26 protein-coding genes and 1 pseudogene are annotated in these 25,778 nt (G+C 64.8%); 14 read left to right on the forward strand and 13 right to left on the reverse strand.

Translation table 11 applies throughout. The features are described from left to right. Positions 1–220: hypothetical protein (locus L2A60_RS16570; protein ID WP_235705588.1), on the forward strand; the 220-nt coding region annotated here is incomplete at its 5' end. 28 nt (positions 221–248) lie between these two features. Here L2A60_RS16570 and L2A60_RS16575 read toward each other — a convergent pair. The 7 genes and pseudogenes from L2A60_RS16575 to L2A60_RS16605 all read right to left on the reverse strand — a co-directional run. Continuing rightward, positions 249–383 (reverse strand): annotated as a pseudogene (locus tag L2A60_RS16575) (YmdB family metallophosphoesterase); the annotation flags it as partial. A gap of 76 nt (positions 384–459) precedes the next feature. Next, positions 460–834 (reverse strand): hypothetical protein, encoded by a 375-nt coding sequence (locus L2A60_RS16580; protein ID WP_235705563.1) that lies wholly within the window; start codon positions 832–834, stop codon positions 460–462. Continuing rightward, positions 834–1,445: a cytochrome c oxidase subunit 3 gene (locus L2A60_RS16585; protein WP_235705564.1), complete on the reverse strand. Its 612-nt coding sequence runs from the start codon at positions 1,443–1,445 to the stop codon at positions 834–836. The genes L2A60_RS16580 and L2A60_RS16585 overlap by 1 nt, the downstream gene beginning before the upstream one ends. Next, complete coding sequence (locus tag L2A60_RS16590) at positions 1,442–3,514, reverse strand: cbb3-type cytochrome c oxidase subunit I (RefSeq protein ID WP_235705565.1); 2,073 nt, start codon at positions 3,512–3,514, stop codon at positions 1,442–1,444. The genes L2A60_RS16585 and L2A60_RS16590 overlap by 4 nt, the downstream gene beginning before the upstream one ends. An 18-nt stretch (positions 3,515–3,532) precedes the next feature. Next, entirely contained in the window at positions 3,533–4,474 is a 942-nt protein-coding gene (locus L2A60_RS16595) for a cytochrome c oxidase subunit II (protein ID WP_235705566.1), read from the reverse strand. Positions 4,475–4,672: 198 nt separating this feature from the next. After that, complete coding sequence (locus L2A60_RS16600; protein WP_235705567.1) at positions 4,673–4,903, reverse strand: hypothetical protein; 231 nt, start codon at positions 4,901–4,903, stop codon at positions 4,673–4,675. 71 nt (positions 4,904–4,974) lie between these two features. Then, positions 4,975–5,409 (reverse strand): hypothetical protein, encoded by a 435-nt coding sequence (locus L2A60_RS16605; RefSeq protein ID WP_235705568.1) that lies wholly within the window; start codon positions 5,407–5,409, stop codon positions 4,975–4,977. A 124-nt stretch (positions 5,410–5,533) separates the two neighbouring features. Here L2A60_RS16605 and L2A60_RS16610 point away from each other — a divergent pair, with 124 nt between their 5' ends. Genes L2A60_RS16610 through topA form a run of 6 tightly spaced genes read left to right on the forward strand, consistent with a single transcriptional unit; the run spans position 5,534 to position 12,832 of the window. After that, positions 5,534–6,199: a S24 family peptidase gene (locus L2A60_RS16610; RefSeq protein ID WP_235705569.1), complete on the forward strand. Its 666-nt coding sequence runs from the start codon at positions 5,534–5,536 to the stop codon at positions 6,197–6,199. Between the two features lie 44 nt (positions 6,200–6,243). Beyond that, positions 6,244–7,179, forward strand: coding sequence for an aspartate carbamoyltransferase catalytic subunit (locus tag L2A60_RS16615; protein WP_235705570.1), 936 nt, complete (start codon positions 6,244–6,246; stop codon positions 7,177–7,179). Continuing rightward, positions 7,172–8,443 (forward strand): dihydroorotase, encoded by a 1,272-nt coding sequence (locus L2A60_RS16620; protein ID WP_235705571.1) that lies wholly within the window; start codon positions 7,172–7,174, stop codon positions 8,441–8,443. The genes L2A60_RS16615 and L2A60_RS16620 overlap by 8 nt, the downstream gene beginning before the upstream one ends. Next, the gene (gene plsY, locus L2A60_RS16625; RefSeq protein ID WP_235705572.1) at positions 8,440–9,021 is read left to right on the forward strand and encodes a glycerol-3-phosphate 1-O-acyltransferase PlsY; all 582 of its coding nucleotides are present in this window, start codon (positions 8,440–8,442) and stop codon (positions 9,019–9,021) included. The genes L2A60_RS16620 and plsY overlap by 4 nt, the downstream gene beginning before the upstream one ends. Next, a complete protein-coding gene (gene dprA / locus L2A60_RS16630; RefSeq protein WP_235705573.1) occupies positions 9,018–10,142 on the forward strand; it encodes a DNA-processing protein DprA in 1,125 nt (374 codons plus the stop codon). Before plsY ends, dprA begins: the two co-directional genes overlap by 4 nt. 17 nt (positions 10,143–10,159) lie before the next feature. Further along, positions 10,160–12,832: a type I DNA topoisomerase gene (gene topA / locus L2A60_RS16635; protein WP_235705574.1), complete on the forward strand. Its 2,673-nt coding sequence runs from the start codon at positions 10,160–10,162 to the stop codon at positions 12,830–12,832. An 18-nt stretch (positions 12,833–12,850) separates the two neighbouring features. Here topA and L2A60_RS16640 read toward each other — a convergent pair whose 3' ends face one another. Beyond that, positions 12,851–13,033 (reverse strand): hypothetical protein, encoded by a 183-nt coding sequence (locus tag L2A60_RS16640; RefSeq protein ID WP_235705575.1) that lies wholly within the window; start codon positions 13,031–13,033, stop codon positions 12,851–12,853. A 66-nt stretch (positions 13,034–13,099) separates the two neighbouring features. Here L2A60_RS16640 and L2A60_RS16645 point away from each other — a divergent pair, with 66 nt between their 5' ends. Next, the gene (locus tag L2A60_RS16645) at positions 13,100–13,396 is read left to right on the forward strand and encodes a hypothetical protein (RefSeq protein ID WP_235705576.1); all 297 of its coding nucleotides are present in this window, start codon (positions 13,100–13,102) and stop codon (positions 13,394–13,396) included. 6 nt (positions 13,397–13,402) lie between these two features. Here L2A60_RS16645 and L2A60_RS16650 read toward each other — a convergent pair whose 3' ends face one another. Then, on the reverse strand, positions 13,403–14,479 hold the full coding sequence (locus L2A60_RS16650; protein WP_235705577.1) for an anhydro-N-acetylmuramic acid kinase: 1,077 nt from the start codon (positions 14,477–14,479) through the stop codon (positions 13,403–13,405). 166 nt (positions 14,480–14,645) lie between these two features. On the opposite strand from L2A60_RS16650, the gene tyrS reads away from it, so the two are divergent. Further along, the gene (tyrS, locus tag L2A60_RS16655; protein WP_235705578.1) at positions 14,646–15,896 is read left to right on the forward strand and encodes a tyrosine--tRNA ligase; all 1,251 of its coding nucleotides are present in this window, start codon (positions 14,646–14,648) and stop codon (positions 15,894–15,896) included. Positions 15,897–15,942: 46 nt separating this feature from the next. Further along, a complete protein-coding gene (locus L2A60_RS16660; protein ID WP_235705579.1) occupies positions 15,943–16,395 on the forward strand; it encodes a SufE family protein in 453 nt (150 codons plus the stop codon). A 52-nt stretch (positions 16,396–16,447) separates the two neighbouring features. On the opposite strand, the gene L2A60_RS16665 is transcribed toward L2A60_RS16660, so the two are convergent. Together L2A60_RS16665 and L2A60_RS16670 are read right to left on the reverse strand one after the other, a co-directional pair. Next, a complete protein-coding gene (locus L2A60_RS16665; protein ID WP_235705580.1) occupies positions 16,448–16,741 on the reverse strand; it encodes a cupin domain-containing protein in 294 nt (97 codons plus the stop codon). A 55-nt stretch (positions 16,742–16,796) separates the two neighbouring features. Continuing rightward, positions 16,797–17,711 carry a LysR family transcriptional regulator gene (locus L2A60_RS16670; protein WP_235705581.1) on the reverse strand — a complete coding sequence of 305 codons (915 nt, stop codon included), beginning with the start codon at positions 17,709–17,711 and terminating at the stop codon, positions 16,797–16,799. A gap of 124 nt (positions 17,712–17,835) precedes the next feature. Between L2A60_RS16670 and speB the strand changes: the two genes are divergently transcribed. The 4 genes from speB to L2A60_RS16690 all read left to right on the forward strand — a co-directional run bounded on the left by speB (position 17,836) and on the right by L2A60_RS16690 (position 22,215). After that, positions 17,836–18,801, forward strand: coding sequence for an agmatinase (speB, locus tag L2A60_RS16675; protein WP_235705582.1), 966 nt, complete (start codon positions 17,836–17,838; stop codon positions 18,799–18,801). Beyond that, positions 18,801–19,199, forward strand: a complete 399-nt coding sequence (locus L2A60_RS16680; RefSeq protein WP_235705583.1) for a YybH family protein — start codon at positions 18,801–18,803, stop codon at positions 19,197–19,199. The genes speB and L2A60_RS16680 overlap by 1 nt, the downstream gene beginning before the upstream one ends. Before the next feature lie 85 nt (positions 19,200–19,284). Beyond that, positions 19,285–20,724, forward strand: coding sequence for a purine-cytosine permease family protein (locus tag L2A60_RS16685; protein WP_235705584.1), 1,440 nt, complete (start codon positions 19,285–19,287; stop codon positions 20,722–20,724). A gap of 57 nt (positions 20,725–20,781) precedes the next feature. Beyond that, positions 20,782–22,215: an aldehyde dehydrogenase family protein gene (locus tag L2A60_RS16690; protein ID WP_235705585.1), complete on the forward strand. Its 1,434-nt coding sequence runs from the start codon at positions 20,782–20,784 to the stop codon at positions 22,213–22,215. A 1-nt stretch (position 22,216) separates the two neighbouring features. On the opposite strand, the gene L2A60_RS16695 is transcribed toward L2A60_RS16690, so the two are convergent. Both L2A60_RS16695 and L2A60_RS16700 read right to left on the reverse strand, forming a co-directional pair. Further along, positions 22,217–23,170 carry a threonine dehydratase gene (locus L2A60_RS16695; RefSeq protein ID WP_235705586.1) on the reverse strand — a complete coding sequence of 318 codons (954 nt, stop codon included), beginning with the start codon at positions 23,168–23,170 and terminating at the stop codon, positions 22,217–22,219. Between the two features lie 4 nt (positions 23,171–23,174). Further along, the gene (locus L2A60_RS16700) at positions 23,175–25,343 is read right to left on the reverse strand and encodes a malate synthase G (RefSeq protein WP_235705587.1); all 2,169 of its coding nucleotides are present in this window, start codon (positions 25,341–25,343) and stop codon (positions 23,175–23,177) included. Positions 25,344–25,778: the final 435 nt, after the last annotated feature.

The raw sequence follows: 25,778 nt of genomic DNA on the forward strand, positions 1-25,778 counted from the left end.
CGCCAGGGAATCACAACTCGAGTCGCGCCGCAAGCCCAATGTATGGACACATCATTCAAATATAAAACCGCGCTATCCCAAGCCACCCAATGCGTTCAAGCAGTTTCAAAGTGAAAACTTCGGCTTAGACATGACCGAATCGGGCTTTTATGATTCGATGGCTGGCGCACGGGAGGAGTTCGCCATGTCACCGCGGATCCGCGCCGCCTCACTGCGCTGAACACCATCATAGATCGACGCCAATACCAGAAGCCGTGGGAGGCATTTTCGCCGTTCACCACCGCGAGGTCGATCGCCAGATCGCGCCGCAGTTTCGGCAGCGCCGCCGCCACCGACTCGCGCCCGGTCCGCCCAACCACGTCGCCCAGAACCAAGATCCGCATCGTTCACCCTCTCAAGCCGCCGATCCGGTAAGGGCTCGAAGGGGTTTGGGCAATGGCCCGATCGCGACGCCTGCCTCTACATCATCGAGCCGCTGCCCTGCACCGCCATGAAATGCAGCATGGTGCGCGGATACAGCGTGTGAAACATCCAGCCGGTCAGCCCGATCGACAGAACGAACAGCGGAATCACCAGGGCCAGCGAAACCGTTTTCCAGAGCTGGGTTTCCGACAGATCGAGCCGGAACAGCAACACGACCTGCGCCAGCAGGGCGAGCATCGCAAGCGCCGAAATCGCCGCCAGCAGGCCGAGATAAGGCAGAACCCGGCCCAGCGTGATGACCAGCGCGATCGCCATGAACACGGTGGAGGCGACAAATCCAGCGCCATAGGCCAGGATGCTCGCCTGTCGCACCTCGGGATGCAGCAGCGGATCGGTCGAATGAGCCGGCATCAGAACGCCCCCCTCAGATAGACGAATACGAACACGCAGACCCAGATCGACGCCTGGAACGTCCAGAACAGCCGCAGGGTGAGCAGCCGGGTGACCACCTCGGTGGTGAAACCCTTCAGCGCGACCTGCGCCATCATCACCGCGATCCACAACAGACCGAACAGCATGTGCAACCCGTGGACCGCGACCAGAACGAAGAACATCGACAGGAACCCGCTGCGCTCGGGCGTGATTCCCTGCCCGATCAGGCTGGCGAAATCGGCGATTTCCAGCCCGATGAACACCAGACCCAGCAGCGCCGCGGCGCCAAGCCCGAGCAGAACGCCAAGGCGACTCCCGGCCTTCAGCTTCACCATCGCGAGGCTGTAGGCCAACACGCTGGCAAACACCGCGAGCGTCTGCCAGAACGCATCGACCGGATGCGCGACCTGCCGCGCCGTGGCGCCGCCCGCCGCGTTGAACCTGTGGTCGAGCACCCCATAGGCCGCGAACAGCGCCGCGAAAATCAGCGCGTCGCTCATCATGTACAGCCAGAACCCGAAAGTTTTGTTGGCGATGGGATCGTGCTCCTCGCCGCCCGGCAGCCACAGGACAGGCTGCGCGCCGCTCACAGGAACGCCTCCGCCTCGGCGACCGGCGGACTGATGTGATCGGTCACGATTCCCACGCTCGACCCCGTCGTTTCCATGCTCCTGATCTGCTCCGCCGAAATCACATGCTCCGTTTCGGTCGCGAAAGACCGCAGGATCACCACCCCGATGATCGCGATCAGACTGAGGCCGGCCATCCACCAGATCCGCCAGACCATCCCGAAGCCGAAGCCGAACGCCAGCGCCCCGATCAGCGGCGGCGCGATGGTGTTTTTCGGTGTGGCGATCGGTTCGTAGTCCCGCGGAGCGACATCCGACAGACCCTGTCCGCGCCGCCATGCGGCTTCGTCAAGCGCATTGAAATGCGGCGTGGCCGCGAAATTATAGAACGGCACGGGCGACCGCGCGATCCATTCAGGCGACCGTCCGGTGCCCCAGGCATCGGCGCCCACCCGATTCTTCGCCCGGTCGCGGATGCTGACGTGGAGCATCCTGAAAAAGTAATAACAGGCGACGCAATAGAAAAACACCCCGATCTCCTCGACGATCAGCAGCGGCTTCCAGTGCGGGTCGGCGAGATAGTCGAGACGCCTTGTCATTCCCATGAAACCGAGCGCGAACATCGCGGCAAAGACCAGGAACGTGCCGAGCGAGAAGCAGGCAAAGACGCGCTTGCCGTTATGCTCGTCGAGCCGGAAGCCGAACACTTTCGGGAACCAGTAGGCGATCGCGCCGAAAATCGAGAACGCGACCACCAGGACCATGCAGTGGAAATGCGCCACCACAAACACGCTGTTATGGATGGTGTAATTGATCGGCGGAATCGCCAGCATCATGCCGGTCAAACCGCCGACCAGCAGCAGAAACACCGCGCCGACCGCCCAGAGCATCGGCGTGTCGAACCGCAGCCTGCCGCGATAGAGGGTAAATGCCCAGTTGAACACCTTCACGCCGGTCGGAATGCCGACCAGCATGGTCGCGACGCTGAAAAATCCGTTCACGTCCGGTCCCGCGCCCATGGTGAAAAAATGGTGCAGCCAGACCGACCAGGAAATCCCCGCGATCGCAAATGTCGCGGCGACCATGGTGATGTAACCGAACAGGGGCCGTTCGGAAAATGTCGGTATGATCTCTGAAATGATGCCGAATGCGGGAAGCACCAGAAAATAGACCTCGGGATGGCCCCAGATCCAGAACAGATCGGTAAACAGCATCAGATTGCCGCCAAGTCCGGCCGTGTAGAAATGGGTGCCCAGATAACGGTCGCAGCCAAGCAGCGCGAGCGCCACGCCGAGCACCGGAAACGCGGTCAGCCCGATGATGTTGGTGCTCAGCGCGGTCCAGGTGAAGATCGGCATACGGAACCAGGTCATGCCGGGGGCGCGCATTTTCACGATCGTCGCGATCAGGTTTACGGTTCCCAGCGTGGTGCCCACGCTGCCGATCTGAATCGCCCACATCCAGTAATCGACGCCGACGCCGGGACTGTAGGGAAGTTCGGTCAGCGGGATCAGCCCGATCCAGCCGGCATGGGAAAAATCGCCGATGAACAGCGAGGCCATCACCAGCCCGGCGCCGGCCGCGGTCAGCCACAGGCTCACCGCGTTCAGGTAGGGAAACGCCATGTCGCGCGCGCCGATCTGTAGCGGAACGATGAGGTTCATCAGCCCCACCAGGATCGGCGTGACCGCGAACAGAATCATGATCGTGCCGTGCGAGCTGTAGATCTGATCGAAATGATAGGGCGGCAGATACCCATGCAGCGCCTGCAGATGCCCCGGCGAATCGGGCCCGTCGGCCATCATCTGCTGGGTGCGGATCATCAGCGCGTCGATGAAGCCGCGAAACATCATCACCAGGCCGATGAGAATATACATCACGCCGATTTTCTTGTGATCGAGCGAGGTGATCCACTCGCGGATCAGATAGCCCCATTTGCGATAATAGGTGATGACGCCAAGGATCACGATCCCGGTGACGGCAGCGAACACAAAGGCGCCGTCGACAATCCCGTTATGATAGAGAATCACCGAAAGCGTCAGCCGGCCGAGCCATGGTGTCCAGGAACCTTGAAGGTGAACAAGGGACACGTCGCGGTCTCTCCCAGCTTAATGGCGGTTGACGGCTTGCTCGAGATAGGGCGCATGGTGCCGCGCATTCTCCGCCATATGCGCGGTCAGATGCTCGGGTGTCGTATAGGTCTTGCCGTGCAGCGCGGCCGCCACGATTCGGCCGAACAGATGCGGCGCCACGGCCGGAAAGAATGCCGGCTTTTCATCGAGATTGATCGTCGGCCGCGCCAAGCGCTCGAACCGGGCGTAGGTCAGGTTCCCATGCTTCGCCTGAATCTTTGCCACGAAATCCCGGAACGCAGCGGCCGACACCACATGGGTGGGAAACCGCATCCACGAGAAACCCGCGCCGCTGAGATCGGCGGAAAATCCCTCATAGGTTCCGCGTCGCCTGACGCGGGTGATATCCTTGGTCCGCATCCCCGGCATCACGTCGATCATGCCGATCAACTGGGGAATGTAGAAATCGTTCACCACGCTGGTTGAGGTCAGGCGGAACCGGATATCGCGCCCGGCCGGGATCACCAAATCATCGACCATCGCGATGTGCTGTTTCGGATAGACGAACAGCCACTGCCAGTCGGTGGCGATGACATTGATGGTCAGCGCGCGTCGTCCCGCCGCCCGGTGCGCCAGGGCGCCGGGTTCATAGGGGTTGACCTCGAACGTGCCCTGCAAGGAGAAATAGGCGAGCAGAGCGACGATCGCGAGCGGAATCCCCCACATCGCGATTTCGAACGGAATCGAGCGCGACCAGGTTGCGTCATAGGCCGCATTGCGTGACCGGCGGTAGCGCCACATGAACAGGCAGATCGCCACCGTGGTCGGCAGAATGATGCACAGCACCACAACCACGTCGATGATGGTGAACCGCAGTTCCGCGCCGGAGATCGGCCCCGCCGGGTCGAACAGGGGAAATTGCCGGATCGAACAGCCGCCGAGCCCCAGCGGCGCCATCCAGCCAGCCCGTCGTGCCATCCATCGCGCCGCGCCGCGCCAGCGGCCTATCGATTCTCGCGAACGCAAAACCGAACTCTCCCTATGCCTGACCGCCGCCGGTCATGTGGGATGGTTACCGGCTTAATCAAACCCGAATCCCGGCATTCACGAAAGAGTTGGCAAGAAATCCATCCGATGGCGGCCGGCGCCGCCACCGGACATGGCCGAGGTTTCTGGTCAGAGCGCCGCGAGCACGAGGCTGTGGTTCTGGCGCGCGATCACGCCGATCCGCGCGCCGGCCTCGCCGGACGCCATCAGGATATCGCCGGGCGACAACAGATCACCGGCCTCGGCGAAGAAATCGCTCCGATCGAGCCCGGTCAGAGCCTCCTCGCCGGCACGATAGTGCCAGAAGGTGAAGCCGTTGGCGTAGGCGAGGACGGACAGGTTGCGCAGAGTGAAAGCCATGGGTCGGTCTCCTTGTTGGTGGGAAGGGGGAAATTCGAGGGTTTGATCGGATGGTCTCATGAGATTTATGACTATAATCCTATTTTTCGGCAAAAATTTTCGCGTCCCAGCGAATTCGGAACAATCTCGAAACCGGCAACGATGCCCAGCTCGCGCAGCACGTCCTCCAGTTCGGCGAGTGCGGCGCGCCATTGCCGCCAATCGTTGCGGTCGCCGCCGCGCCTCGGGTCGGGCGCACGGCCCCGATCGCCCCAGCGGCGCAGGATGCGGACGTGAACCAGATCGATCCGGCGCGCCCGGTAAAGCCGATCCAGCCGAAGCAGGATGGTTTCGGGCGTGCAGGGCATTGCCGGGTCGCGCGGCGCCGGCTGGCCTGCCCGGCGCGCCGCGAGGCACCCCGCCGCCCAGAGCCAGGCACGTTCCGCCGAGGCGAACGGCTTGATCTCGGGGCGAGCGGGAACCGTTTCCCCGGAACCGGCTTCCCTGGTCGTCATATCGAACGGCATGTGCGCCTCCAAAGTGAACAAAACATGAACATGTTAACCTGAGGTTGTGGTTCCCGCAAGAGAAAAACGGAGTTTTTTCCTATTTTCTCTTCCCAATTCCGATGAATCCGTTAAGATCAACGTCATGCGACACGATGATATCTGGCGCGCGATCGATACGCTGGCAGCCGAGCGGGGGCTCTCCACCTCCGGCCTTGCGCGCAGCGCCGGGCTCGATCCCACCAGTTTCAATCCCTCCAAGCGGCGCGCCGAAGACGGCAGGCTGCGCTGGCCCTCGACCGAGAGCATCGCGAAAATCCTCGCCGCGACAGGCGCCAGTTTCGACGCTTTCGCCGCCCTGGTGCGCGGCAGCCGAAGCTTGGCGCATTCCCGAATGGAGCGCGTGAAGCGCAGCACCATCCCGCTGATCGGCCTCGCCCAGGCCGGGCAGGACGGTTTTTTCGACGATGCCGGCTACCCTGCCGGTGCGGGTTGGGAGCAGATCGACCTGCCGAGCGCTAATGCCGGGTTGGCCGACGATCCGCTCGCCTATGGATTGACCATTCAAGGCGACTCGATGGAGCCGGTCTACCGCGCGGGCGATGTCATCATCGTCTCGCCGTCCGCTCCGGTCCGCGCCGGCGACCGGGTGGTGGCGCGCACCCGTTCCGGCGAGGTGATGGCCAAGCTGCTCGCCCGGCGCACGGCAAGGCGCATCGAACTGGCGAGTTTCAACCCCGACCACGCGATGCGCGCCTTCTCGCCGGGCGAGATCGCGGCGATCCACCGCATCGTCTGGGCCAGCCAGTAACGCGGGTCTTTGCGCCCGCATCGGCAGGTTGTATGGAGGCCGCCATGCGGATGCCGACGCGCCACCTCCTGGGAATCGAGTCGCTTCACCCGCGCGATATTTCCGCCCTTCTCGATCTTGCCGAGAGCTACGCCCTGCTCAACCGTTCGGGCAAAACCCGCCGCGACGTGCTGCGCGGCCGCACGCTGATCAATCTGTTCTTCGAGGACAGCACTCGCACCCGCACCAGCTTCGAACTGGCAGGAAAACGCCTCGGCGCCGACGTGATCAACATGTCGGTCTCGACCTCGTCGGTTTCCAAGGGCGAAACCCTGCTCGATACCGCCGCCACGCTGAACGCGATGAACTGCGATCTTCTGGTGGTGCGCCATAAATCCTCCGGCGCCCCTGCCCTGCTCGCCCAGAAAGTCGATGCCGCCGTAATCAACGCCGGCGACGGAATGCACGAACACCCGACCCAGGCGCTGCTCGACGCCCTGACCATCCGCCGCCACAAGGGCACGCTGGAGGGACTGACCGTGGCGATCTGCGGCGACATCGCCCATTCCCGCGTCGCACGCTCGAACATTCTGCTCCTGACCGCGATGGGCAGCACGGTCCGCGTGGTCGGGCCGCCGACGCTGATTCCGTCCGGCATCGAGCAGTTCGGGGTCACCATCCATCACGACATGGCGGACGGTTTGCGCGGCGCCGACATTGTCATGGCGCTGCGGCTGCAGACTGAGCGGATGAGCGGCGGGCTGATCCCGAGCGCGCGCGAATTCTTCACGTTTTACGGGCTGGATGCCGCCAAGCTCGCCCATGCCAGGCCCGATGCGCTGGTGATGCATCCCGGTCCGATGAACCGGGGCGTGGAAATCGACAGCCAGATCGCCGACCACGCCACCCGCTCCGTGATTCGCGAGCAGGTGGAAATGGGCGTCGCCGTGCGCATGGCGGTGCTCGACGTACTCGCCCGAACGGCGACCCCCAATGCGTGACACGCTGATCGCCGGCGCGCGCATTATCGATCCCGCATCGGGCCACGATCGGCTTGGCGACTTGCTGATCCGCGACGGCGTGGTGGCCGATTTCGGCGCCTCGCTTGATCGTCCCGACGGTGCGGACATCGTCACTGCCGAACATTGCATTCTCTGTCCCGGTCTCGTTGATACCCGTGCCTCGCTCGGCGAACCGGGGTTCGAATACCGCGAAACCATCGCCTCCGCCGCCGTGGCCGCGAATGCCTCCGGCATCACCACCATCGCCGTGCTGCCGGACAATGCGCCCGCGACCGACGATCCCGCACTGGTCCGGGCGATCGCCGCCGCGGGCGAGGCGACCGGGCGCATCACCCTCGCGCCCTATGGCGCCGCGACCCGCGCCTGCCGGGGCGAGGCCATCGCCGAATACGGGCTGCTGCGCCAAGCTGGCGCCATCGCCTTTACCGACGGCGCGCGGACGATCGGACCCGCCGCGCTGATGCGCCGTGCGCTTTCATATGCCCGCGGCTTTGGCGCGATGATCGTGCAGCACCCCGAGGAACCCTCGCTCGCCGACGGCGCCGCGACCGAGGGCGCCCGCGCGACTCTGATGGGCCTTCCCGGCATTCCCGTCTGCGCCGAGGCGATGCTGGTCGCGCGCGACATCGCCCTGGTCGAACTGACCGGCGGCGCCGTGCATTTCGCCCATGTCTCGACCGGCGCCGCGCTGGACCTGATCCGGCACGCGAAACAGCGCGGCCTTGCGGTGACGTGCGATACCGCGCCGCCCTATTTCGACCTCAACGAAACCGCGATCGGCGATTTCCGCACCTACGCCAAGCTTTCGCCGCCGCTGCGGATCGAAGCGGACCGGCTCGCCGTGGTGTCAGCGCTGGCCGACGGCACGATCGACGCCATCGCCTCCGATCATCAGCCACGCGACGCCGACGACAAGCGCCTGCCCTTCGCCGAAGCGGCACCCGGCGGCGCTGGGCTCGCGACACTGCTCGCGATCACCCTGGCCCAGGTCCATAGCGGCGCGCTTGGTCTCGGCACCGCGATTGCGCTGCTTACCGTCAGGCCAGCCGCGCTGTTCGGGCTCGATGCCGGGCGGATCGCCAAGGGCAAACCGGCCGATCTCTGTCTGTTCGCGCCCGACCGCTCCTGGCGCATCGAGGCCGGCAACCTGCCGGGCAAGGCGCAGAACACCCCATTCGACGGCCGCGCGATCGAGGGTGTGGTACTCGGCACCTGGAAAGCCGGCAGGCGGGTGTTCGGATGATCGTTTTGGGCTTCGCGCTGCTCGGCTACCTGCTCGGCTCGATCCCGTTCGGGCTGATCCTCACCCGCACCGCCGGGCTCGGCGACATCCGCAAGGTCGGCTCCGGCAATATCGGCGCGACCAACGTGCTGCGCACTGGGCACAAGGGTCTCGCCGCTCTCACCCTTCTGCTCGACGCCTTGAAGGGCGTGCTCGCCGTTCTCCTCACCCATAACGAGGGGCGCTGGATCGCGGTCGTCGCCGGCCTGTTCGCGGTCATCGGCCATCTCTACCCGGTCTGGCTGGGCTTCAAGGGCGGCAAGGGCGTTGCCGTCGGCCTCGGCGTCCTGCTTGCCGAAGCGTTTCCGGTCGGCCTGATCGCCTGTGCGGTCTGGCTCGCCGTGGCGTTCTGGAAACGAATGTCTTCCCTTGCCGCCCTCACTGCCTTCGCCACAGCGCCGATCATCGCCCTTCTGTTCGGCGATTGGCGGGTTGCGATTTTCGCCGTCCCGATCGCGATTCTGGTGTTTCATAAGCACCACGCCAATATCGAGCGCCTGCGCGCCGGCACCGAACCCCGGATCAAGCTCGGCTCGTGACCGATCGCCTCGCTCAACTCCGCCTGATCCGCACCGAGGGCGTGGGTCCGCAAACCTATCGCCGCCTGCTCGCCAGATTTGCGACACCTGAAGAAGCGCTTCAGGCGATACCTGCCCTCGCCCGCGCCGGCGGTCGTGCCAAACCACCCGCCATCCCGAGCGCCGGCGATGCCCGCCGTGAACTCGACCGCCACGCCAGGCTCGGCGCGCGATTGATCTTCCTCAACGACGCCGATTACCCGCCCTTGCTCGCTCTGCTGCCCGACGCGCCGCCGATGATCGCGGTCAAGGGCGATCCATTGCTCCTGCACAAGCCGATCGTCGCGGTGGTCGGGGCGCGCAACGCGTCGGCCAACGGGCGGCGCATCGCCGAAGATATCGCCGCCGAACTCGCCGCGTCCGGCCGGCCTATCGTCTCCGGCCTCGCGCGCGGGATCGACGGCGCGGCGCACGAGGCCGCCTTGCGCGCGGGCGCGACCATCGCGGCGATTCCCGGCGGCATGGACGTGGTCTATCCGCCGGAACACAAGGATTTGCAGGCTCGCATCGCCGAACGCGGCGCCGTCGTCGCCGAGGCGCCGCCAGGCACCGCCCCGCTCGCCCGGCATTTCCCGAAGCGCAACCGGATCATCGCCGGCCTGGCACTCGGTGTCGTGGTGATCGAAGCGGCGCTGCGTTCCGGCAGCCTGCTCACCGCCCGCTACGCGCTGGATTACGGTCGGGAATTGTTCGCGGTGCCCGGCTCGCCGCTCGATCCGCGCGCCCGCGGCGGCAACGATCTGATCCGCCAGGGCGCCCATCTCACCGAAACCGCCGCCGACGTGCTGCTCAACGTGCCCGACCAGCCGGGCGCGCTATTCGCCGGAGCCAGGATAACCCCCGCCCCGCCGGGCTTCGCCGAACCGCCCCGGCCAGCCAACGATCCCGAGCCGCAAGAGCTTCGCCTCGCCCGGCGCCAGGTCCCCGATCTGCTGTGCGCTGCCCCCCTGCCGGTTGACGAGATTGCCCGGCACTGCCAGTTCTCCGCCTCCGTCCTGGCAGCCGTCTTGACGGAACTGGAACTCGCCGGGCGGATTGAAACCCTGCCGGGCAACAAAGTCGGGCTGCTTCTGGCCCCGTGATTGGAACGCGCGCTCTGATGAACGCCATCGTGGTTGTCGAATCGCCCGCCAAGGCAAAGACGATCAACAAATACCTGGGCGACGGGTTCACCGTGCTCGCCTCGTTCGGCCATGTCCGCGACCTGCCGGCCAAGGACGGCAGCGTGCGGCCGGACGAGGATTTCGCGATGTCCTGGGAAGAGGACGCGCGGGGCGACAAGCAGGTCGCCGCCATCGCCAAGGCGTTAAAAACGGCGGATACACTCTATCTCGCCACCGACCCGGACCGCGAAGGCGAGGCGATTTCCTGGCACGTCCGCGCCATGCTGGAATCGCGCCACATGCTCAAGGGCAAGACGGTCCGGCGCATCACCTTCAACGAAATCACCAAATCGGCGATCCAGGCAGCGATGCGCGCCCCCCGTGAGCTCGACACCCCGCTGATCGAAGCCTATCTCGCCCGCCGCGCGCTCGATTATCTGGTCGGTTTCACCCTCTCGCCGGTTCTCTGGCGCAAACTGCCAGGCAGCAGGAGTGCGGGGCGCGTGCAATCGGTAGCACTTCGCCTGATTTGCGAGCGCGAAGCCGAGATCGAGGTTTTCCGCGCTCGCGAATACTGGACCATCGAGGCCGGTTTCACCACGCCGGGCGGCGCACCGTTCCGCGCCAAGCTCACCCACCTGAATGGCAGAAAACTCGACCAGTTCGACCTGCCGGACCGCGACGCCGCCGAACGGGCCAGGGAAACCGTCGAGCGCGGCAGTTTCTCGGTCGCCTCGGTCGAGAAAAAGCGCACCCGCCGCAACCCGCCCCCGCCATTCACCACATCCACCCTTCAGCAGGAAGCCTCGCGCAAGCTGCATCTGACCGCCCAGCAGATCATGCGCACCGCCCAGCAACTCTACGAGGGCGTGGAAATCGGCGGCGAAACCGTCGGCCTCATCACCTATATGCGGACCGACGGCGTGCAAATGGCGCGCGAGGCGATCACCGCCGTGCGCGGCCAGATCAAATCGGCCTTCGGCCCCGACTATCTCCCCGCCGCGCCGCGCGAATACCAATCCAGGGCGAAAAACGCCCAGGAAGCCCATGAGGCGATCCGCCCCACCGATTTTTCCCTCTCGCCCGACCGCGCCGCCCGCTACCTCAACGCCGAACAATCCCGCCTCTACGACCTCATCTACAAACGCGCCCTTGCCTCGCAGATGCAATCGGCCGAACTGGATCAAACCAGTATCGACATCGCCGATGCCGCCGGCACCATCCTGCGCGCCACCGGCTCGGTGCTGGCGTTCGACGGGTTCCTGAAGCTCTATCGCGAGGATCTCGACGACGCGGCCGAGGACGAGGACAGCCGGTTGCTGCCGCCGATGGTCAAATCCGATCCGCTGACGCGCGGCGCGATCACCGCCGACCAGCACTTTACCCAGCCGCCGCCGCGCTATTCCGAAGCCTCGCTGGTCAAGAAAATGGAGGAACTCGGCATCGGCCGGCCTTCGACCTACGCCTCGATCCTGACCGTGCTGCGCGACCGCAATTACGTGCGGATGGACGCGCGCCGCTTCATCCCGGAAGATCGTGGCCGACTGGTCACCGCCTTCCTGGTGTCGTTCTTCGGCCGCTATGTCGATACCGGCTTCACCGCCGATCTTGAGGAAAAACTCGACGAAGTTTCCGACGGCAAACTCGACTGGCGCCAGGTGATGCGCGATTTCTGGGCGGATTTCTCCAATGCCGTCGATCAAACGAAAGACCTGAAAATCTCCGACGTCATCGAGGCGCTCGACGAGGAACTCGGCCCGCATTTCTTCCCCATCCGCGAGGATGGCGGCGATCCGCGCCTCTGCCAAGCCTGCGGCACCGGCAGGCTCGGCCTGAAGCTCGGCCGCTACGGCGCCTTCATCGGCTGCTCGAACTATCCCGAGTGCCAATATACCCGCAAACTCGCGATCAACGGTGCGGAAGACGAGTCCGACACGCTGCGCGACGGCATGAGGACGCTTGGCGAAGATCCATCCGGGATTCCGGTCACGCTGCGGCGCGGGCCTTACGGGCTCTATATCCAGCTCGGCGAACCCGACCCCGAGGACAAGAAGGCCAAACCGCGCCGCGCCGCCCTGCCAAAGGGCGTCAACGGGGAGAATCTGACGCTGGAACAGGCGCTCGGTCTGCTATCCCTGCCCCGCGTTATCGGCATGCACCCCGAAACCAGGCAGGAAATCCAGGCCGGCATCGGCCGCTTCGGCCCCTACGTGAAAATGGGGCCGATCTTCGCCTCGCTCGATCGCGACGACGACGTTCTCGCCGTCGGCCTCAACCGCGCCGTCATGGTTCTGGCGAAGAAGCAGGAAGGCATCCGCGATCTCGGCCCGCACCCGAAGGACGGCGCGCCGGTCATGGTACGAAAGGGCCGTTTCGGGCCCTACGCCCAGCACGGCAAAACCGTCGCCAACCTGCCGCGCGGCACCGAACTCGGCGAGATCACCCTGGACGAGGCGGTTTCGCTCCTCGCCGAAAAGGGCAAGACCCTGGCGCCGAAGGGCCGCAAGGGCGCGAAGGGCAAGCCGGCCGCGGCAGCGAAGCCCGCCGCCCCGCGCAAGCCGGCGGCGAAAGCGGCGCAGAGCAAGGCCGCGAAGTCAGCGCCGACGAAATCCGCGGCCGGAAAGGCGAAATCCTCCGCCTCCCGAACAAAGGCCAGGGCCCGATCCTGACGGAACGCCCACTCCGTGTCACGTTTCGGTGACAATGCGAGACATTTGGCACAGTCGGTGCCATGATTGACGAATATTCAGGATTTGCCGGAAGCTCAGCATATGCGACGCATATTGCTTCTCTGTCTCGCTGGTCTGGCCACTATCCTCCTTCGGGCGGGTGCCGCTCCGGCCGCCGGGCACCTTGCCGACGGCGCTCATTCAAGTTCAGGCCTTCTCGTTCATCCGGCGGATCGAACCGACCCGACTGCCGCCCGATATGACCGGATGGTGAACCGCCGGCTCCTCGACTTCTTCGGTTCCGGTGGGCTCGACCGCAACCTTTATTGTTCCGGGCCGATGGTGACCGCCTTTCAGATCATGCCGGATGGCAGGGTTGCAAACGTGCGTCCGCTCAACAATCCGGCGCCCGGCATCACGCCTTTCATGGTCGCCGCGCTCAGCACGATGAGGTTTCCGGCGCTGCCGCCGGGGCTGGCGGCCCGACCGCGCGATGAGTTCTTCCGGTACGGCTTTCAGCCGGCGGACAGGATCGATTTCGAAATGTTTTACAACTGCCGCTGAACCGGCTCACGCCCCCGGAATAGCGGGTTTGGCCAAGCGCCCGCCGGGCATCGGCCGCGCAACTCCCGTCGTCGTCGGCAGCGACAGCGGCAATCCGCGCGCTACCCGCACCGCCAGAAAGCCGAAACATTGCGCCTCCAGCGCATCGCCATCCCAGCCGACCGCCTCTACCGGTTCGACCGGCACCGAAAAACCATCCCGCAGCGCGGCCATGATCGCGGCGTTGCGCCGCCCGCCGCCGGAAACCAGAATGCGTTTGGGCACCACCGGGATCGGCGCAGCCGCGATCGCGGTGGCGGTGAACGCGGCCAACGTCGCCGCACCGTCTTCGACCGAGAGTCCGTCCGTCGCCACCGCGATCCGCGCGGAAAAATGCAGGCGGTCCAGGGATTTCGGCGCCTGCCGCGCGAAATACGGATCGGCCATCAGCGCATCGAGCCGATCCCGATGCACCCGGCCCGAACCGGCGAGCGCGCCATCCTTGTCGTAATCGGCGCCGGTGTGGCTGCGCACCCAGTCATCGAGCGGGCCGTTGCCCGGCCCGGTATCGCAGGCGAGGATCGTGCCATCCGCCCCAAGAAACGTGATATTGGCGACCCCGCCGATATTCGCGACCAGCAGCGGTTTCGGCAAATCCGCCGCGAGCGCCGCATGAAACAGCGGAACCAGCGGCGCACCCTCGCCGCCCGATGCGACATCGGCCGAGCGGAAATCATGGGCGACCGGCAGCCGGGTCTTGTGCGCGAGATGCGCGGCGTCGCCGATCTGCCAGGTCCGCCGGTTCGCCGGGTCGTGCAGAATGGTCTGGCCGTGAAAGCCGACAAGATCGGCCCGGCTGGCCAGCAGCGCGACCGCCTCGGCATGGCGGTCCGCGACGATGCGCGACAGCCGCGCCACCTCGGGATCGCCGACTGCAAGCTTGGGGGCCGCGTCCAGCAGCGCCCGCAGCCGGACCCGCAGCGCATCCTCGTAAAACAAGGTTGCGGTCGGGCCGAAACGGACGATGCGTTCGCCATCGGTTTCGATCAGCGCCGCGTCGACGCCGTCGAGCGACGTGCCGCTCATCAACCCAATGGCAAGCATTGTTTTGTAATTTCAGCATTATGCGGAAAGATCGACATGAGACCGCGCTTATCCGCGAGCAATATGGTTCTGGCAAGAATACATGTTTTGCGGCTTGACCCCCGAATTGGCACCGAACCGCCCGCGTGCTACCCGGCCATCGGCTAATGGCAACGGATTGGCAGCGATGAACGGCGAGATGAGCGATTTCCTGCGCGAGGCAGAGGCGCGCGGCTTCATTTTCCAGTGCACCGACACGGATGGTCTGCGCAACGCGATGGGCGCCAGCCCGGTCGCCGGCTATATCGGCTTCGACTGCACCGCCGACAGCCTCCATGTCGGACACATGATCCAGATCATGATGCTGCGTCTTCTGCAGAAATACGGTCACAAGCCCGTCGCCGTTCTCGGCGGCGGAACGACTCGCATCGGCGATCCTTCGTTCCGCGAGGAAGCGCGGCAATTGCTCACCCCGGCGCAGATCGATGCGAACAAAGCCGGCATCCGGCGCAATATCGAATCCTATCTGCGCTTCGGCGACGGCCCGTCGGATGCCATCATGGTCGATAATGCGGATTGGCTGCTCAGCCTCTCCTATATCGACCTGCTGCGCGAAGTCGGCGTGCACTTCAGCGTCAACCGCATGTTGTCCTTCGATTCCGTGCGCAGCCGGCTGGAACGCGATCAGGGGCTGACCTTCCTCGAATTCAACTACTCGATTCTCCAGGCCTATGATTTCCGGGAATTGAACCGCCGCCATGGCGTGACCCTGCAAATGGGCGGCTCGGATCAGTGGGGCAATATCGTCCAGGGAATCGACCTGGTCCGCCGCACCGACGGCAAGCAGGTTTTCGGCCTGACCGCCCCACTGATCGCGACGGCATCCGGCGCGAAGATGGGCAAGAGCGCCGCCGGAGCGGTGTGGCTCTCGGCCGAAAAACGCTCGCCGTTCGACTACTGGCAGTTCTGGCGCAACACCGAGGATGCGGATGTCGGCCGGTTCCTGCGCCTGTTCACCGATCTGCCACTTGATGAGATCGCGCGGCTGGAATCGCTCGACGGCGCTGAGATCAACGCGGCGAAGAAAATCCTCGCAACCGAAGCAACCGCTCTCTGCCACGGCCGCGCCGCCGCCGAGGATGCGGCCGAGACGGCACGGCGCACTTTCGAACAAGGCGAGGCCGCGGAAACCCTGCCCGGAATCGACGTGCCGAAAGCCGATCTCGATGCCGGAATTCCAGCCTTCGCCCTGCTGGTTCGCGCCGGGCTGGCGGCGACCAACGGCGAGGCACGGCGCCTCATTCGCGGCGGCGGCGCCCGGCTGAACGACGCCCCGATCACCGACGAGGCGCAGATGGTCTCGCGCGTCGACCTGATCGACGGGGTGGCGAAACTTTCAGCGGGGCGCAAGCACCATCGCCTGGTGCGCCCCTCTTAAAGACGGACAGGTTGACGCGGCAGGCAACACACCGCACATCCAAAGGATGAGCGACCACGCTGTGATCGACATCGCCTTCCTGGAACCGGCGCAGCCGAGCGCCGCTGAGGCGATCGAGCTGCTGCACGACGAATTGTTCCTGTTCGACGACTGGATGGACCGCTACCAGTTCATCATCGAGCTCGGCCAATCCCTCCCGCCTTTCCCGGAGGCGTGGAAGACCGACGCCCGGCTGGTACCCGGCTGCCAGAGCCGGGTCTGGCTCGAACCCTGCGCGCGGGACGGCAAGCTCTATTTCGCCGGGGCGTCGGATGCCGCGATCGTCAGCGGGCTCGTCGCCCTCCTGCTCCAGGTCTATTCCGGCCGCTCGCCCACGGAAATCCGCGCCACCCCCGCGACCTTCCTCAAGGATTGGGGGCTGATCGGCGCATTGTCCGGCAATCGCGGCAACGGCGTCGCCGCGATGGCCGAGCGCATCCAGCGTTTCGCCGCAGCGTAAAGCAATATGGCTTTGCGGATCGCTTCGCGATGCCGCGTCACGCTCCAGAAACTCACCCGGTAATTTCGATCTCCAGAAACGCCAGCGTCTCCCTGCCAGCATTCACCACGTTGTGCTCGACCCCGATAACGTTCGCATAGGGAACCCCCCGGCTGAGCCGCGCGGTGCCGCTGGTCCCGCCCGGCTGCTCGATCAGCAATTCGCCGTCGGTGAGTGGCACGACGACATAATCATGACCATGCCGGTGCCAGCCGGTCTCAGCACCAGGGGCGAACGCCCATTCGGTCGCTTTCACCCTGCCATTGTCGATCCGAACCGTCGGTACCGCCTTCGCTCGTTCATCCATCGTCGATCCTCTCCTCATCCTCACATACTCGACTATCGCACCAAAACCGGAAAAGTCAGGAAGCTGGCGGCGCCTCGCGATGGATCGCGTACAGATCGTCCAGAAAAGCGCGCGTAATCTCGCTGTCGTCGGACCGTCTCCGGCTCACCACATGCAGGGTTACTTCATAGTGCATGATTTCGGGATTCAGGGCAGCCAGCAATCCCTCCACGACCAGCGGGCTGGAAAAATGCCGGGGCAGGAAGCCAAGATGGTGCCCGGACAGAACCAGCATGGCCACCGCTTCCATATTGTCGGCCACGGCGGTCACCCGCCGGGGCGACGCCGACATCTGCGCTTCGGGCAGCGGATAGGTGCGCCACGCCCAGCTATGATCCGCCGCTTCGTTCGGCGAAATCCGGCCGGCACGGTGAAACAGCGGATGATCCTTGCCGCAATAGGCCAGATGCTGTTCGGTGAACAGCGGCGTGAACTGCAGCGTCGGCGCGCGGTGCCAGAAATAGCCGATCGCCACGTCGAGATCGCCCCTGAGCAATCCCTCCTCCAGCTCGATCGGCGGACAGACGCGGACGATCAGCTTCACCGCCTCGTCGCGCTGACGGAATCGGGCGATCGCCTCGCTCACGCGGGCATTCTGACTGAGCGGCGTGTTGCCGATCATGCCGATCCGCAGCGACCCGACCAGCTTCTTGTCGAGATTGCGCGCCTCGGCATTGAAATCGGCGATCGTGCCGAGCAGCCCGCGCGCCAGTTCGGCGAAGCGCTCGCCCTTGGCGGTCAGCCGAAAGCCGCCGCGCCCGCGCTCGCACAGCCGATAGCCCAGCCGGGTCTCGAGAATCGCCAACTGCGTGCTGATGGTGGACTGGCCGACATTCAGCGTCCACTGCGCCGACGAAACGCCCCCGGCATCGGCAACCGCCAGGAACACTCGCAAAAAGCGCAGATCGAGATCCGATAGATCGCCCAGCATCAGGCCGAGCAGATTACATCGATAATTATCGATGTAAACATTTCATCATGTCAATTTTTTATCCAGGATATTTGTCTTATCGTTCTGGAATAAACATCGTTGTGCATCGTGAAAGGTGATGAAAATGGCAGACGATATGACATTGCCGTCGCACCCGCAGCCATTGAGCGGCAACGAGATGCCGCGCAGCGGCGGCGTCGCCTCGATGATGCGCCTGCCCGTGGAATCCGATCCGTCCGCGCTGGATGCGTGTTTCGTCGGCATCCCCTTCGACCTCGGCACCTCCAACCGGACCGGCACACGATTCGGCCCTCGGCAGATCCGGGCCGAATCGTCGCTTCTGCGCCCCTACAACATGGCGACTCGCGCGGCGCCGTTCGACAGTCTCCGAGTCGCCGATCTCGGCGATGTCGCCATCAATCCCTACAATCTCCTGGATTCGATCGCCCGGATCGAGCACGCGTATGACCGGATTCTGGCCTCCTTCTGCCGGCCGGTCACGCTCGGCGGCGACCACACCATCACCTTGCCGATCCTGCGCGCGATGTGCCGCAGATACGGTCCGGTCGGGCTGATCCATGTCGACGCCCATGCCGACGTGAACGACACCATGTTCGGCGAGAAGATCAATCACGGCACGCCGTTCCGCCGCGCCGTGGAAGAGGGCCTGCTCGACTGTACGCGGGTGGTGCAGATCGGTCTGCGCGGCACCGGCTATGCCGCCGAGGATTTCGATTGGTGCCGAAACCAGGGTTTCCGGGTGATCCAGGCCGAGGAGTGCTGGCATCGCTCCCTGGCGCCGATGATGGCGGATATCCGCGCCCGTGTGGGCCGCGGCCCCGCTTATCTGAGCTTCGACATCGACAGTCTCGACCCCGCTTTCGCGCCGGGCACCGGAACGCCGGAAATCGGCGGCCTCACCGTGCCGCAGGGGCTGGAGATCATTCGCGGCCTGCACGGCGTCGATCTGGTCGGCGCCGATCTGGTCGAGGTCTCGCCGCCCTACGACCCTTTGGGCACCACGGCGCTGACCGGCGCCAACCTGGCCTATGAGATGCTCTGCATCCTGCCCGGCGTGCAGCGACGCTGATGGACGGCCAAGCGGAGCACGAGGTGCTGCAAGCCGCAAACACCCTGGTCGCGCGGTTCGCGGCTCACGACACTGAGGGCTATTTCGCCGCCTTCGCCCCCGAGGCAACGTTCATTTTCCACGCCACGCCGCGCTTTCTGGAATCTCGCGACGCCTATCGTGCGCTGTGGCGCGATTGGGAGGCAAGCGGATTCCGCATCCTGGACTGCCGATCTTTCGAGCCGCTGGTCCGCGTCTATGGCGAAACTGCCATTTTCACCCATCGCGTCGAAACCCGGCTCATCTCCGACAGCGTCGAGCAAACGGCAATGGAACGCGAAACCATCGTTTTCCGGCGCCAGGACGATGGAGGATGGCGGGCGGTTCATGAACATTTGTCGCCGTGCGGCGACACCTGACGCGAACGATCGCAAGGCCGGCACCAGCCAACAAAACCACGACGGGAAAACCCGCGAACCCGCACCAATAAAGGAGAACGTCCGAATGCAAACCGAAGCAATCGATACCGCCGGCGCAAGGCGGCGGCTCAGGATCGAACGGAGGTCGATCGACTACGTGCCCGACGCGGAACGCCACGGCAAGGTCATCAACCAGGGACCGTTCTGGTTCCTGGGCAATTTTCAGTTCTTCACGATTGCGATCGGCTTCATCGGACCGGGGATGGGATTGCCCTTCGGCGCCACGGCACTCGCCGGCGCGCTCGGCATCCTGTTCGGCACGATCTTCATGGCGTTTCACGCGAGTCAGGGGCCGGATCTCGGCCTGCCGCAGATGATCCAGTCGCGCGCGCAGTTCGGCTATCGCGGCGTGATCGTTCCCCTGCTCGGCACGCTGTTCACCTTTGCCGGCTTCAACGTGGTCGATACCGTGCTGCTCAGCCAGGGGCTGCACAATCTGTATGGCTGGAGCATCGTCACCGTCTCGCTGGCGCTGGCGATCGTCGCGATCGTGATCGCGATCTACGGGCATGACTGGCTGCATCTGATTTTCCGCATCCTGTTCTGGATCAGCCTGCCGCTCTACGTGATCCTCACCGCGGCGATCGCCACCGGCCACGTGCCGGGCAAGCCGCCGGCCCATGCCGGATTCAACTGGGTCGGCTTCGCCGCCGAATTCGCCGCCGGGGCGAGCTACAACATCACCTACGCGCCCTATGTCTCGGACTACACGCGCTATCTGCCGCGAGCGAAATTCCGCACCGGCCTCGTGCTCAGCGTCTATCTCGGCGCCTCGCTCGCCGCGGTCTGGCTGATCGCGCTCGGCGCGTGGCTCGCCACCTATCTCGGCGCGCAGGACGGGCTGGTCGCCACCAATGCGGCGGGCAATGCGGTCTTTTCGGGGCTCGGAACGCTCCTCGTCCTGACATCGGTTGCGGCCCTCACCGCCACGATGGGGCTTAACGCCTATTCAGGAATGCTGACGGTGGTCACCGCCATCGATTCGCTGCGCCGGATCGCCCCGACCCGCGCGATCCGCATCGCCGGCATTCTGTTCATCGCCGCACTCTGGCTCGCGGTTTCGCTGTCGCTGACCGCGAATGCGATCAACGCGCTGTATGACGCCTTGTCGATCATGCTCTATCTGCTCGTGCCGTGGACCGCGGTGAACCTCACCGACTATTTCTTCATCCGTCGCGGCCATTACGCGATTGCCGATCTGTTCAGCAGCGACGGCGTCTATGGCGACTGGGGGTGGCGCGGTCTCACTGCCTACGCGGCAGGCTTCCTCGTCAGCGTGCCGTTCTTCAACCTCGCCGGCCTCTATGAGGGTCCGATCGCGAAGGCGCTTGGCGGCGTCGATATTTCCTGGGCGCCGGGGCTTCTGGTGGCGAGCTTGGTTTATGTCGTTCTCGCCAGGAGCCTCGATCCCGCAAGCGAGGCGGCGGCGATATCGGCGAGCGACAAAATACTGGCGCAATATTGACGTGCGCCCCTCGCCAGCGGATCTTGGTCGTAAGCAATCTCGGGGGACTCTGAGCGCATGATCCGCAAGACCGATTTCTATATCGACGGCAAATGGGTCGCTCCTGCTGCGGCGCGCGAGGAGCGGATCATCAACCCGGCCGACGAACAGCCCTTCGCGGTGATTTCGCTGGGCGGGGCGGCGGATGTCGACCGTGCCGCCGCCGCCGCCCGCGCTGCCTTCGAGCCCTGGGCCGCGACGCCGCTTGCCGAACGCGTCAGGCGGATCGAGCATCTGCTCGCGATCTATAACCGCCGGGCAAAGGAGATGGCGAAGGCGATCTCGATGGAGATGGGCGCGCCGATGTCGTTCGCCCTGTCCGAACAAACCGGTGCCGGCTCCTGGCATATCGAAGGATTTCTCGATGCGCTGAAGACCTTCGAATTCGAGCACGCGCTGAATGCGGCGACGCCGGACGAGCGCATCCTGCGCGAGCCGATCGGCGTCTGCGGTCTGATCACCCCGTGGAACTGGCCGATGAACCAGATCACCCTGAAGGTGGTCCCCGCGGTCGCCGTCGGCTGCACGGTGGTTCTCAAACCCTCCGAGATCGCGCCGATGTCCGCCATTCTGTTCACCGAAATGATGGACGAGGCTGGATTTCCCAAGGGCGTCTTCAATCTCGTCAACGGCGACGGGGCCGGCGTGGGCGAAGCACTGTCCGCGCATCCCGACATCGACATGATCTCCTTTACCGGCTCGACCCGTGCCGGCCGGGCGATCACCCGCAACGCGGCGGAGACCATCAAGCGGGTCACCCTCGAGCTTGGCGGCAAATCGCCCAACCTCATCTTCGCCGACGCCGATCTTCCGGCGATGGTGCGGCGCGGCGTCACCCTGTGCATGGAAAATACCGGCCAGTCCTGCAACGCGCCGACCCGTTTGCTGGTCGAACGCCCGGCCTATGAGCGGGTCGTGGAGATCGCGGCTTCGGCGGCGAAATCGGTCGAGGTCGGCGATCCGGCGAAAGAGGGCAACCATATCGGACCGCTGGTCTCCGCAACCCAGTTCGACAAGGTACAGGGTCTGATCGAGGCCGGCATCCAGGAGGGAGCACGGCTCGTCGCGGGCGGACCGGGCCGGCCGGATGGATTCAATCGCGGCTACTATGCAAGGCCGACCGTGTTCGCCGATGTGCATAGCGACATGCGGATCGCGCGCGAGGAGATTTTCGGCCCCGTCCTGTCGATCATTCCCTTCGATACCGAAGATGACGGCGTCGCGATCGCCAACGACACGCCCTACGGCCTCGCCGCCTATCTCAGCACCAGGGACACGGAAAAAGCCCGGCGCGTCGCGCGGAAGCTGCGGGCCGGGATGATCCATGTCAATGGCCGCTCCCTCGCGAAAGGCAGCCCGTTCGGCGGTTACAAGCAATCGGGCAACGGCCGCGAGGGCGGACGCTTCGGGCTTGAGGATTTCCTGGAAGTCAAAACCGTCGCCGGTGGTTAGATCAGGTTGCTCCGATAATTTCGGCATAAGCCGCGCGGTCGATATTGCCGCCGGACAGAACGATCGCGACGCGCTTGCCGCGTTGCCGGTCGCGCTCGGCAAGCAATGCCGCGAGTCCCGCGGCGCCCGCGCCTTCGGCGAGATTATGCGTGGTCTCGTGCAGCATCCGCACGGCGTCGCGGATCGCCGCCTCGCTGACGCGAAGGATACGCGCGGCCCCGGCCTGAATGATCGCGAGCGCATCCCGGTTCGGCACGCGCACCGCCATCCCGTCGGCGATCGTGGTCGCGTGGTCCGTTTCGACGACGCTTCCTGCTTCGACGCTCCGCGCATAGGCATCCGCCCCCTCGGCAACGACACCGACGATCTCGGTCCGCAGGCCGAGCAGATCCCGCACCAGGATCGTGCCGCAAATCCCCGATCCGAGGCCGATCGGCACATAGACGGTATCGAGCCCGGCAACGGCACCGAACAGCTCACAGGCATAGGTGGCGACGCCGCGCACCAACTCGGGATGAAACGATGCCACCATCATCAGGCCGCGCTCGCCGGCAAGCCGTTCGGCGGCGATCCTGGCGGCATCGAAGTCATTGCCTGATTCGATGAGTTCCACCCCGAATCCGCGCATCGCGTCGTTCTTTTCGCGCGAATTGCCGTGTGGAACCACGATGGTGACCGGAATCCCGGCGCGCTGGCCGGCGAAACCAATGCTCTGGCCGTGATTGCCGCGCGTCGCGCTGATCAGGCCGGCCGGACGCGTGCCCCGGCATAGCGTGTCAAGCAGCACGACGCCGCCGCGCACCTTGAACGCCCCGGTCGGCAGGTGATTTTCATGCTTGACCCAGACTTCGCATCCCGTCCGGGCGGCAAGCAGCGGCCAGGCGATCTGCGGCGTCGGCGGCAGAACCGGCCGGATCGTCGCAAGGGCGGCTTCAAGTCTCGGTTGGTCGATCATCCGCTTATGCCGCCGCCTTCGCCTCGCGGCGACGGTCATGCAGGATGAATTCGGTATAGCCGTTCGGCTGGGTGCGGCCCTTGAACACCAGATCGCACGCCGCCTTGAAGGCGACACCATCGAAACCCGGCGCCATCGGCCGGTAAGCCGGATCGTCCGCATTCTGCCGATCGACCACCGCCGCCATCCGCTTCATGGTGTCCATCACTATCGCTTCCGTGACGATGCCGTGATGCAGCCAGTTGGCGATATGCTGCGAAGAGATGCGCAGCGTCGCCCGATCCTCCATCAAGGCGACATCGTGGATGTCCGGCACCTTGGAACAGCCGATCCCCTGATCGATCCAGCGCACCACATAGCCCAGAATCCCTTGCGCATTATTGTCGAGTTCCTGCTGAATGTCATTGGGTTTCCAGTTCGGCCGATCGGCGAGCGGAATCGTCAACAGATCATCGAGGGTGCCCATTTTGCGCGATTTCAGCTCATTCTGCCGGGCAGCGACATCGACCGCGAGATAATGCAGCGCGTGCAGGGTTGCCGCGGTGGGCGACGGCACCCAGGCGGTATTGGCACCCGCGCGCGGCTGGGCGATTTTCTGCTCCAGCATCGCCGCCATTGCGTCCGGCGCGGCCCACATGCCCTTGCCGATCTGCGCGCGCCCGGCCAGGCCCGAGGCGAGACCAATATCGACATTGCGATCCTCGTAGGATTTGATCCAGGGCGTGTTCTTGATCTCCGCCTTGCGGATCATTGGTCCGGCCTCCATCGACGTATGGATCTCGTCGCCGGTGCGGTCGAGGAATCCGGTATTGATGAACACCACGCGATGCTTCGCCGCTTCGATGCAGGCGGCGAGATTGGCCGAGGTGCGGCGTTCCTCGTCCATGATGCCCATTTTCAGCGTGTGCGCCGGCAGGCCCATAACCTTCTCGGCGGCGGCGAACAACGCATCCGCATAGGCGACCTCGTCGGCTCCGTGCAGCTTCGGCTTGACGATATAGACCGAGCCCTTGCGCGAATTGCGCATCCCTTCGGTGCGCTTCAGATCGTGAATCGCACAGAGTGACGTCACCACGAGGTCAAGAATGGTCTCGGGAATCGGGCGGCCCGCCCCGTCGAGCACCGTATCGGTATAGAGATGGTGGCCGACATTGCGCACCAGCATCAGCGCTCGGCCCGGCAGAACCACCGTGCCGCCATCCGGCGCGGTATAGGCGCGATCCTCGGCAAGGCGGCGGATGAAGCTCTTGCCATCCTTCTCGACGTCCTCTTCCAGAGTGCCCTTCATCAGGCCGAGCCAGTTGCGATAGACCAGCACCTTGTCGTCGGTATCGACCGCGGCGACGCTGTCCTCGGCGTCCATGATCGTGGTGATCGCGGATTCGACCACCAGATCGGCGACCCCCGCCCGATCGGTCTTGCCGATCATGCTCGTCGGATCGATCGCGATTTCGACGTGAAGATTGTGGTGGCGAAGCAAAATCGTGGTAGGCGAGCCCGCCTCGCCGTGAAACCCGGCGAACTGTCGCGCATCCTTCAGCCCGGTCTCGCCGCGCTCCAGCACGACGGCGAGATGGCCGTCCCGCACCCGGTAGGCGCGCGCATCCTTGTGGCTGCCGGAGGCGAGGGGGAAATCGGCATCGAGACCGGCGCGCGCGCGGGCGATCACCGCCTCGCCCCGCTTCGGGTTGTAGTCCTTGCCTCGCTCCAGGCCGTCGATTTCGGGGATCGCGTCGGTGCCGTAGAGCGCATCGTACAGGCTGCCCCAGCGCGCATTGGCGGCGTTGAGCGCATAGCGCGCGTTCATCACCGGCACCACGAGCTGCGGCCCGGCGATCGCCGCGATCTCGGCATCGACGTTGTCGGTCGCGATCGAAAACGGCGCCGGCTCGGGCTTCAGATAGCCGATCTCGCACAGGAACGCCCGATACGCGGCGCGGTCGACCGGGTTGCCCCGATGGGTGCGATGCCAGCCGTCGATCGCCGCCTGCAGCCGGTCGCGCTCGGCCATCAACTCGGCATTGCGCGCCGCATGTTCGCCAACCAGCGCGCCGACGCCCTGCCAGAATCCGGCGGAGTCGAGCCCGGTTCCGGGCAGCGCTTCGGCCTCGACGAAACGATGCAGCGCCTCGGCGACGCGCAGGCCGCCGGCTGCGACATAAGTTTGGCTCATGCACTCCTCCATCCGTTGCGGCGGTTTTGGCCAAACGGAAGGATATTGTCGAGCCTAGCAGCCTGTCGGAGTGAGATTTGGGCGAATTTGCGTTCCATGACTGAAATTATCTGCATGCGTGGCGCCGGAGTGGTTTTAGCGATCGAATTTGTCGACCGACGCTCATCGCCTGCCCCATCGTGCCCGGCCAGCCCTCGACGGCACCTGTTTGTGCCAAAATCAGACGATCACGCCTCAATTCGTGGCCGCCAGGACGAACATCCGCTTGATGTTCCAGGCCATGGTCACAAGGCTCCACTCGCCGCGCACGTTGTCTGAACCGCGCCGGGAATCCTGGAGGCCATTTTGTTTGACTCAGGCGACCATAGCCAGCTCGTTCAGTTGTTCATAGTAGCGCGCCTCGGCCTCGGCGGGTGGGATGTTGCCGATCGGCTC

It is taken from the genome of Acidiphilium iwatense (assembly GCF_021556475.1).
GTDB lineage: Bacteria > Pseudomonadota > Alphaproteobacteria > Acetobacterales > Acetobacteraceae > Acidiphilium > Acidiphilium iwatense.

What these genes read in the sequence shown, in the direction of transcription:
- L2A60_RS16610 (WP_235705569.1), top strand. Translation starts at nt 5,534, where the DNA reads ATGCGACACGATGATATCTGGCGCGCGATCGATACGCTGGCAGCCGAG.
- L2A60_RS16645 (WP_235705576.1), top strand. Translation starts at nt 13,100, where the DNA reads ATGGTGAACCGCCGGCTCCTCGACTTCTTCGGTTCCGGTGGGCTCGAC.
- L2A60_RS16660 (WP_235705579.1), top strand. Translation starts at nt 15,943, where the DNA reads ATGAGCGACCACGCTGTGATCGACATCGCCTTCCTGGAACCGGCGCAG.
- L2A60_RS16595 (WP_235705566.1), bottom strand. Translation starts at nt 4,474, where the DNA reads ATGGCACGACGGGCTGGCTGGATGGCGCCGCTGGGGCTCGGCGGCTGT.
- topA (WP_235705574.1), top strand. Translation starts at nt 10,160, where the DNA reads ATGAACGCCATCGTGGTTGTCGAATCGCCCGCCAAGGCAAAGACGATC.
- L2A60_RS16685 (WP_235705584.1), top strand. Translation starts at nt 19,285, where the DNA reads ATGCAAACCGAAGCAATCGATACCGCCGGCGCAAGGCGGCGGCTCAGG.
- L2A60_RS16580 (WP_235705563.1), bottom strand. Translation starts at nt 834, where the DNA reads ATGCCGGCTCATTCGACCGATCCGCTGCTGCATCCCGAGGTGCGACAG.
- L2A60_RS16640 (WP_235705575.1), bottom strand. Translation starts at nt 13,033, where the DNA reads ATGAGCGCCGTCGGCAAGGTGCCCGGCGGCCGGAGCGGCACCCGCCCG.
- L2A60_RS16615 (WP_235705570.1), top strand. Translation starts at nt 6,244, where the DNA reads ATGCGGATGCCGACGCGCCACCTCCTGGGAATCGAGTCGCTTCACCCG.
- plsY (WP_235705572.1), top strand. Translation starts at nt 8,440, where the DNA reads ATGATCGTTTTGGGCTTCGCGCTGCTCGGCTACCTGCTCGGCTCGATC.
- L2A60_RS16695 (WP_235705586.1), bottom strand. Translation starts at nt 23,170, where the DNA reads ATGATCGACCAACCGAGACTTGAAGCCGCCCTTGCGACGATCCGGCCG.
- tyrS (WP_235705578.1), top strand. Translation starts at nt 14,646, where the DNA reads ATGAACGGCGAGATGAGCGATTTCCTGCGCGAGGCAGAGGCGCGCGGC.
- L2A60_RS16605 (WP_235705568.1), bottom strand. Translation starts at nt 5,409, where the DNA reads ATGCCGTTCGATATGACGACCAGGGAAGCCGGTTCCGGGGAAACGGTT.
- L2A60_RS16620 (WP_235705571.1), top strand. Translation starts at nt 7,172, where the DNA reads ATGCGTGACACGCTGATCGCCGGCGCGCGCATTATCGATCCCGCATCG.
- L2A60_RS16700 (WP_235705587.1), bottom strand. Translation starts at nt 25,343, where the DNA reads ATGAGCCAAACTTATGTCGCAGCCGGCGGCCTGCGCGTCGCCGAGGCG.
- L2A60_RS16670 (WP_235705581.1), bottom strand. Translation starts at nt 17,711, where the DNA reads ATGCTGGGCGATCTATCGGATCTCGATCTGCGCTTTTTGCGAGTGTTC.
- L2A60_RS16665 (WP_235705580.1), bottom strand. Translation starts at nt 16,741, where the DNA reads ATGGATGAACGAGCGAAGGCGGTACCGACGGTTCGGATCGACAATGGC.
- L2A60_RS16650 (WP_235705577.1), bottom strand. Translation starts at nt 14,479, where the DNA reads ATGCTTGCCATTGGGTTGATGAGCGGCACGTCGCTCGACGGCGTCGAC.
- L2A60_RS16600 (WP_235705567.1), bottom strand. Translation starts at nt 4,903, where the DNA reads ATGGCTTTCACTCTGCGCAACCTGTCCGTCCTCGCCTACGCCAACGGC.
- L2A60_RS16690 (WP_235705585.1), top strand. Translation starts at nt 20,782, where the DNA reads ATGATCCGCAAGACCGATTTCTATATCGACGGCAAATGGGTCGCTCCT.
- speB (WP_235705582.1), top strand. Translation starts at nt 17,836, where the DNA reads ATGGCAGACGATATGACATTGCCGTCGCACCCGCAGCCATTGAGCGGC.
- L2A60_RS16680 (WP_235705583.1), top strand. Translation starts at nt 18,801, where the DNA reads ATGGACGGCCAAGCGGAGCACGAGGTGCTGCAAGCCGCAAACACCCTG.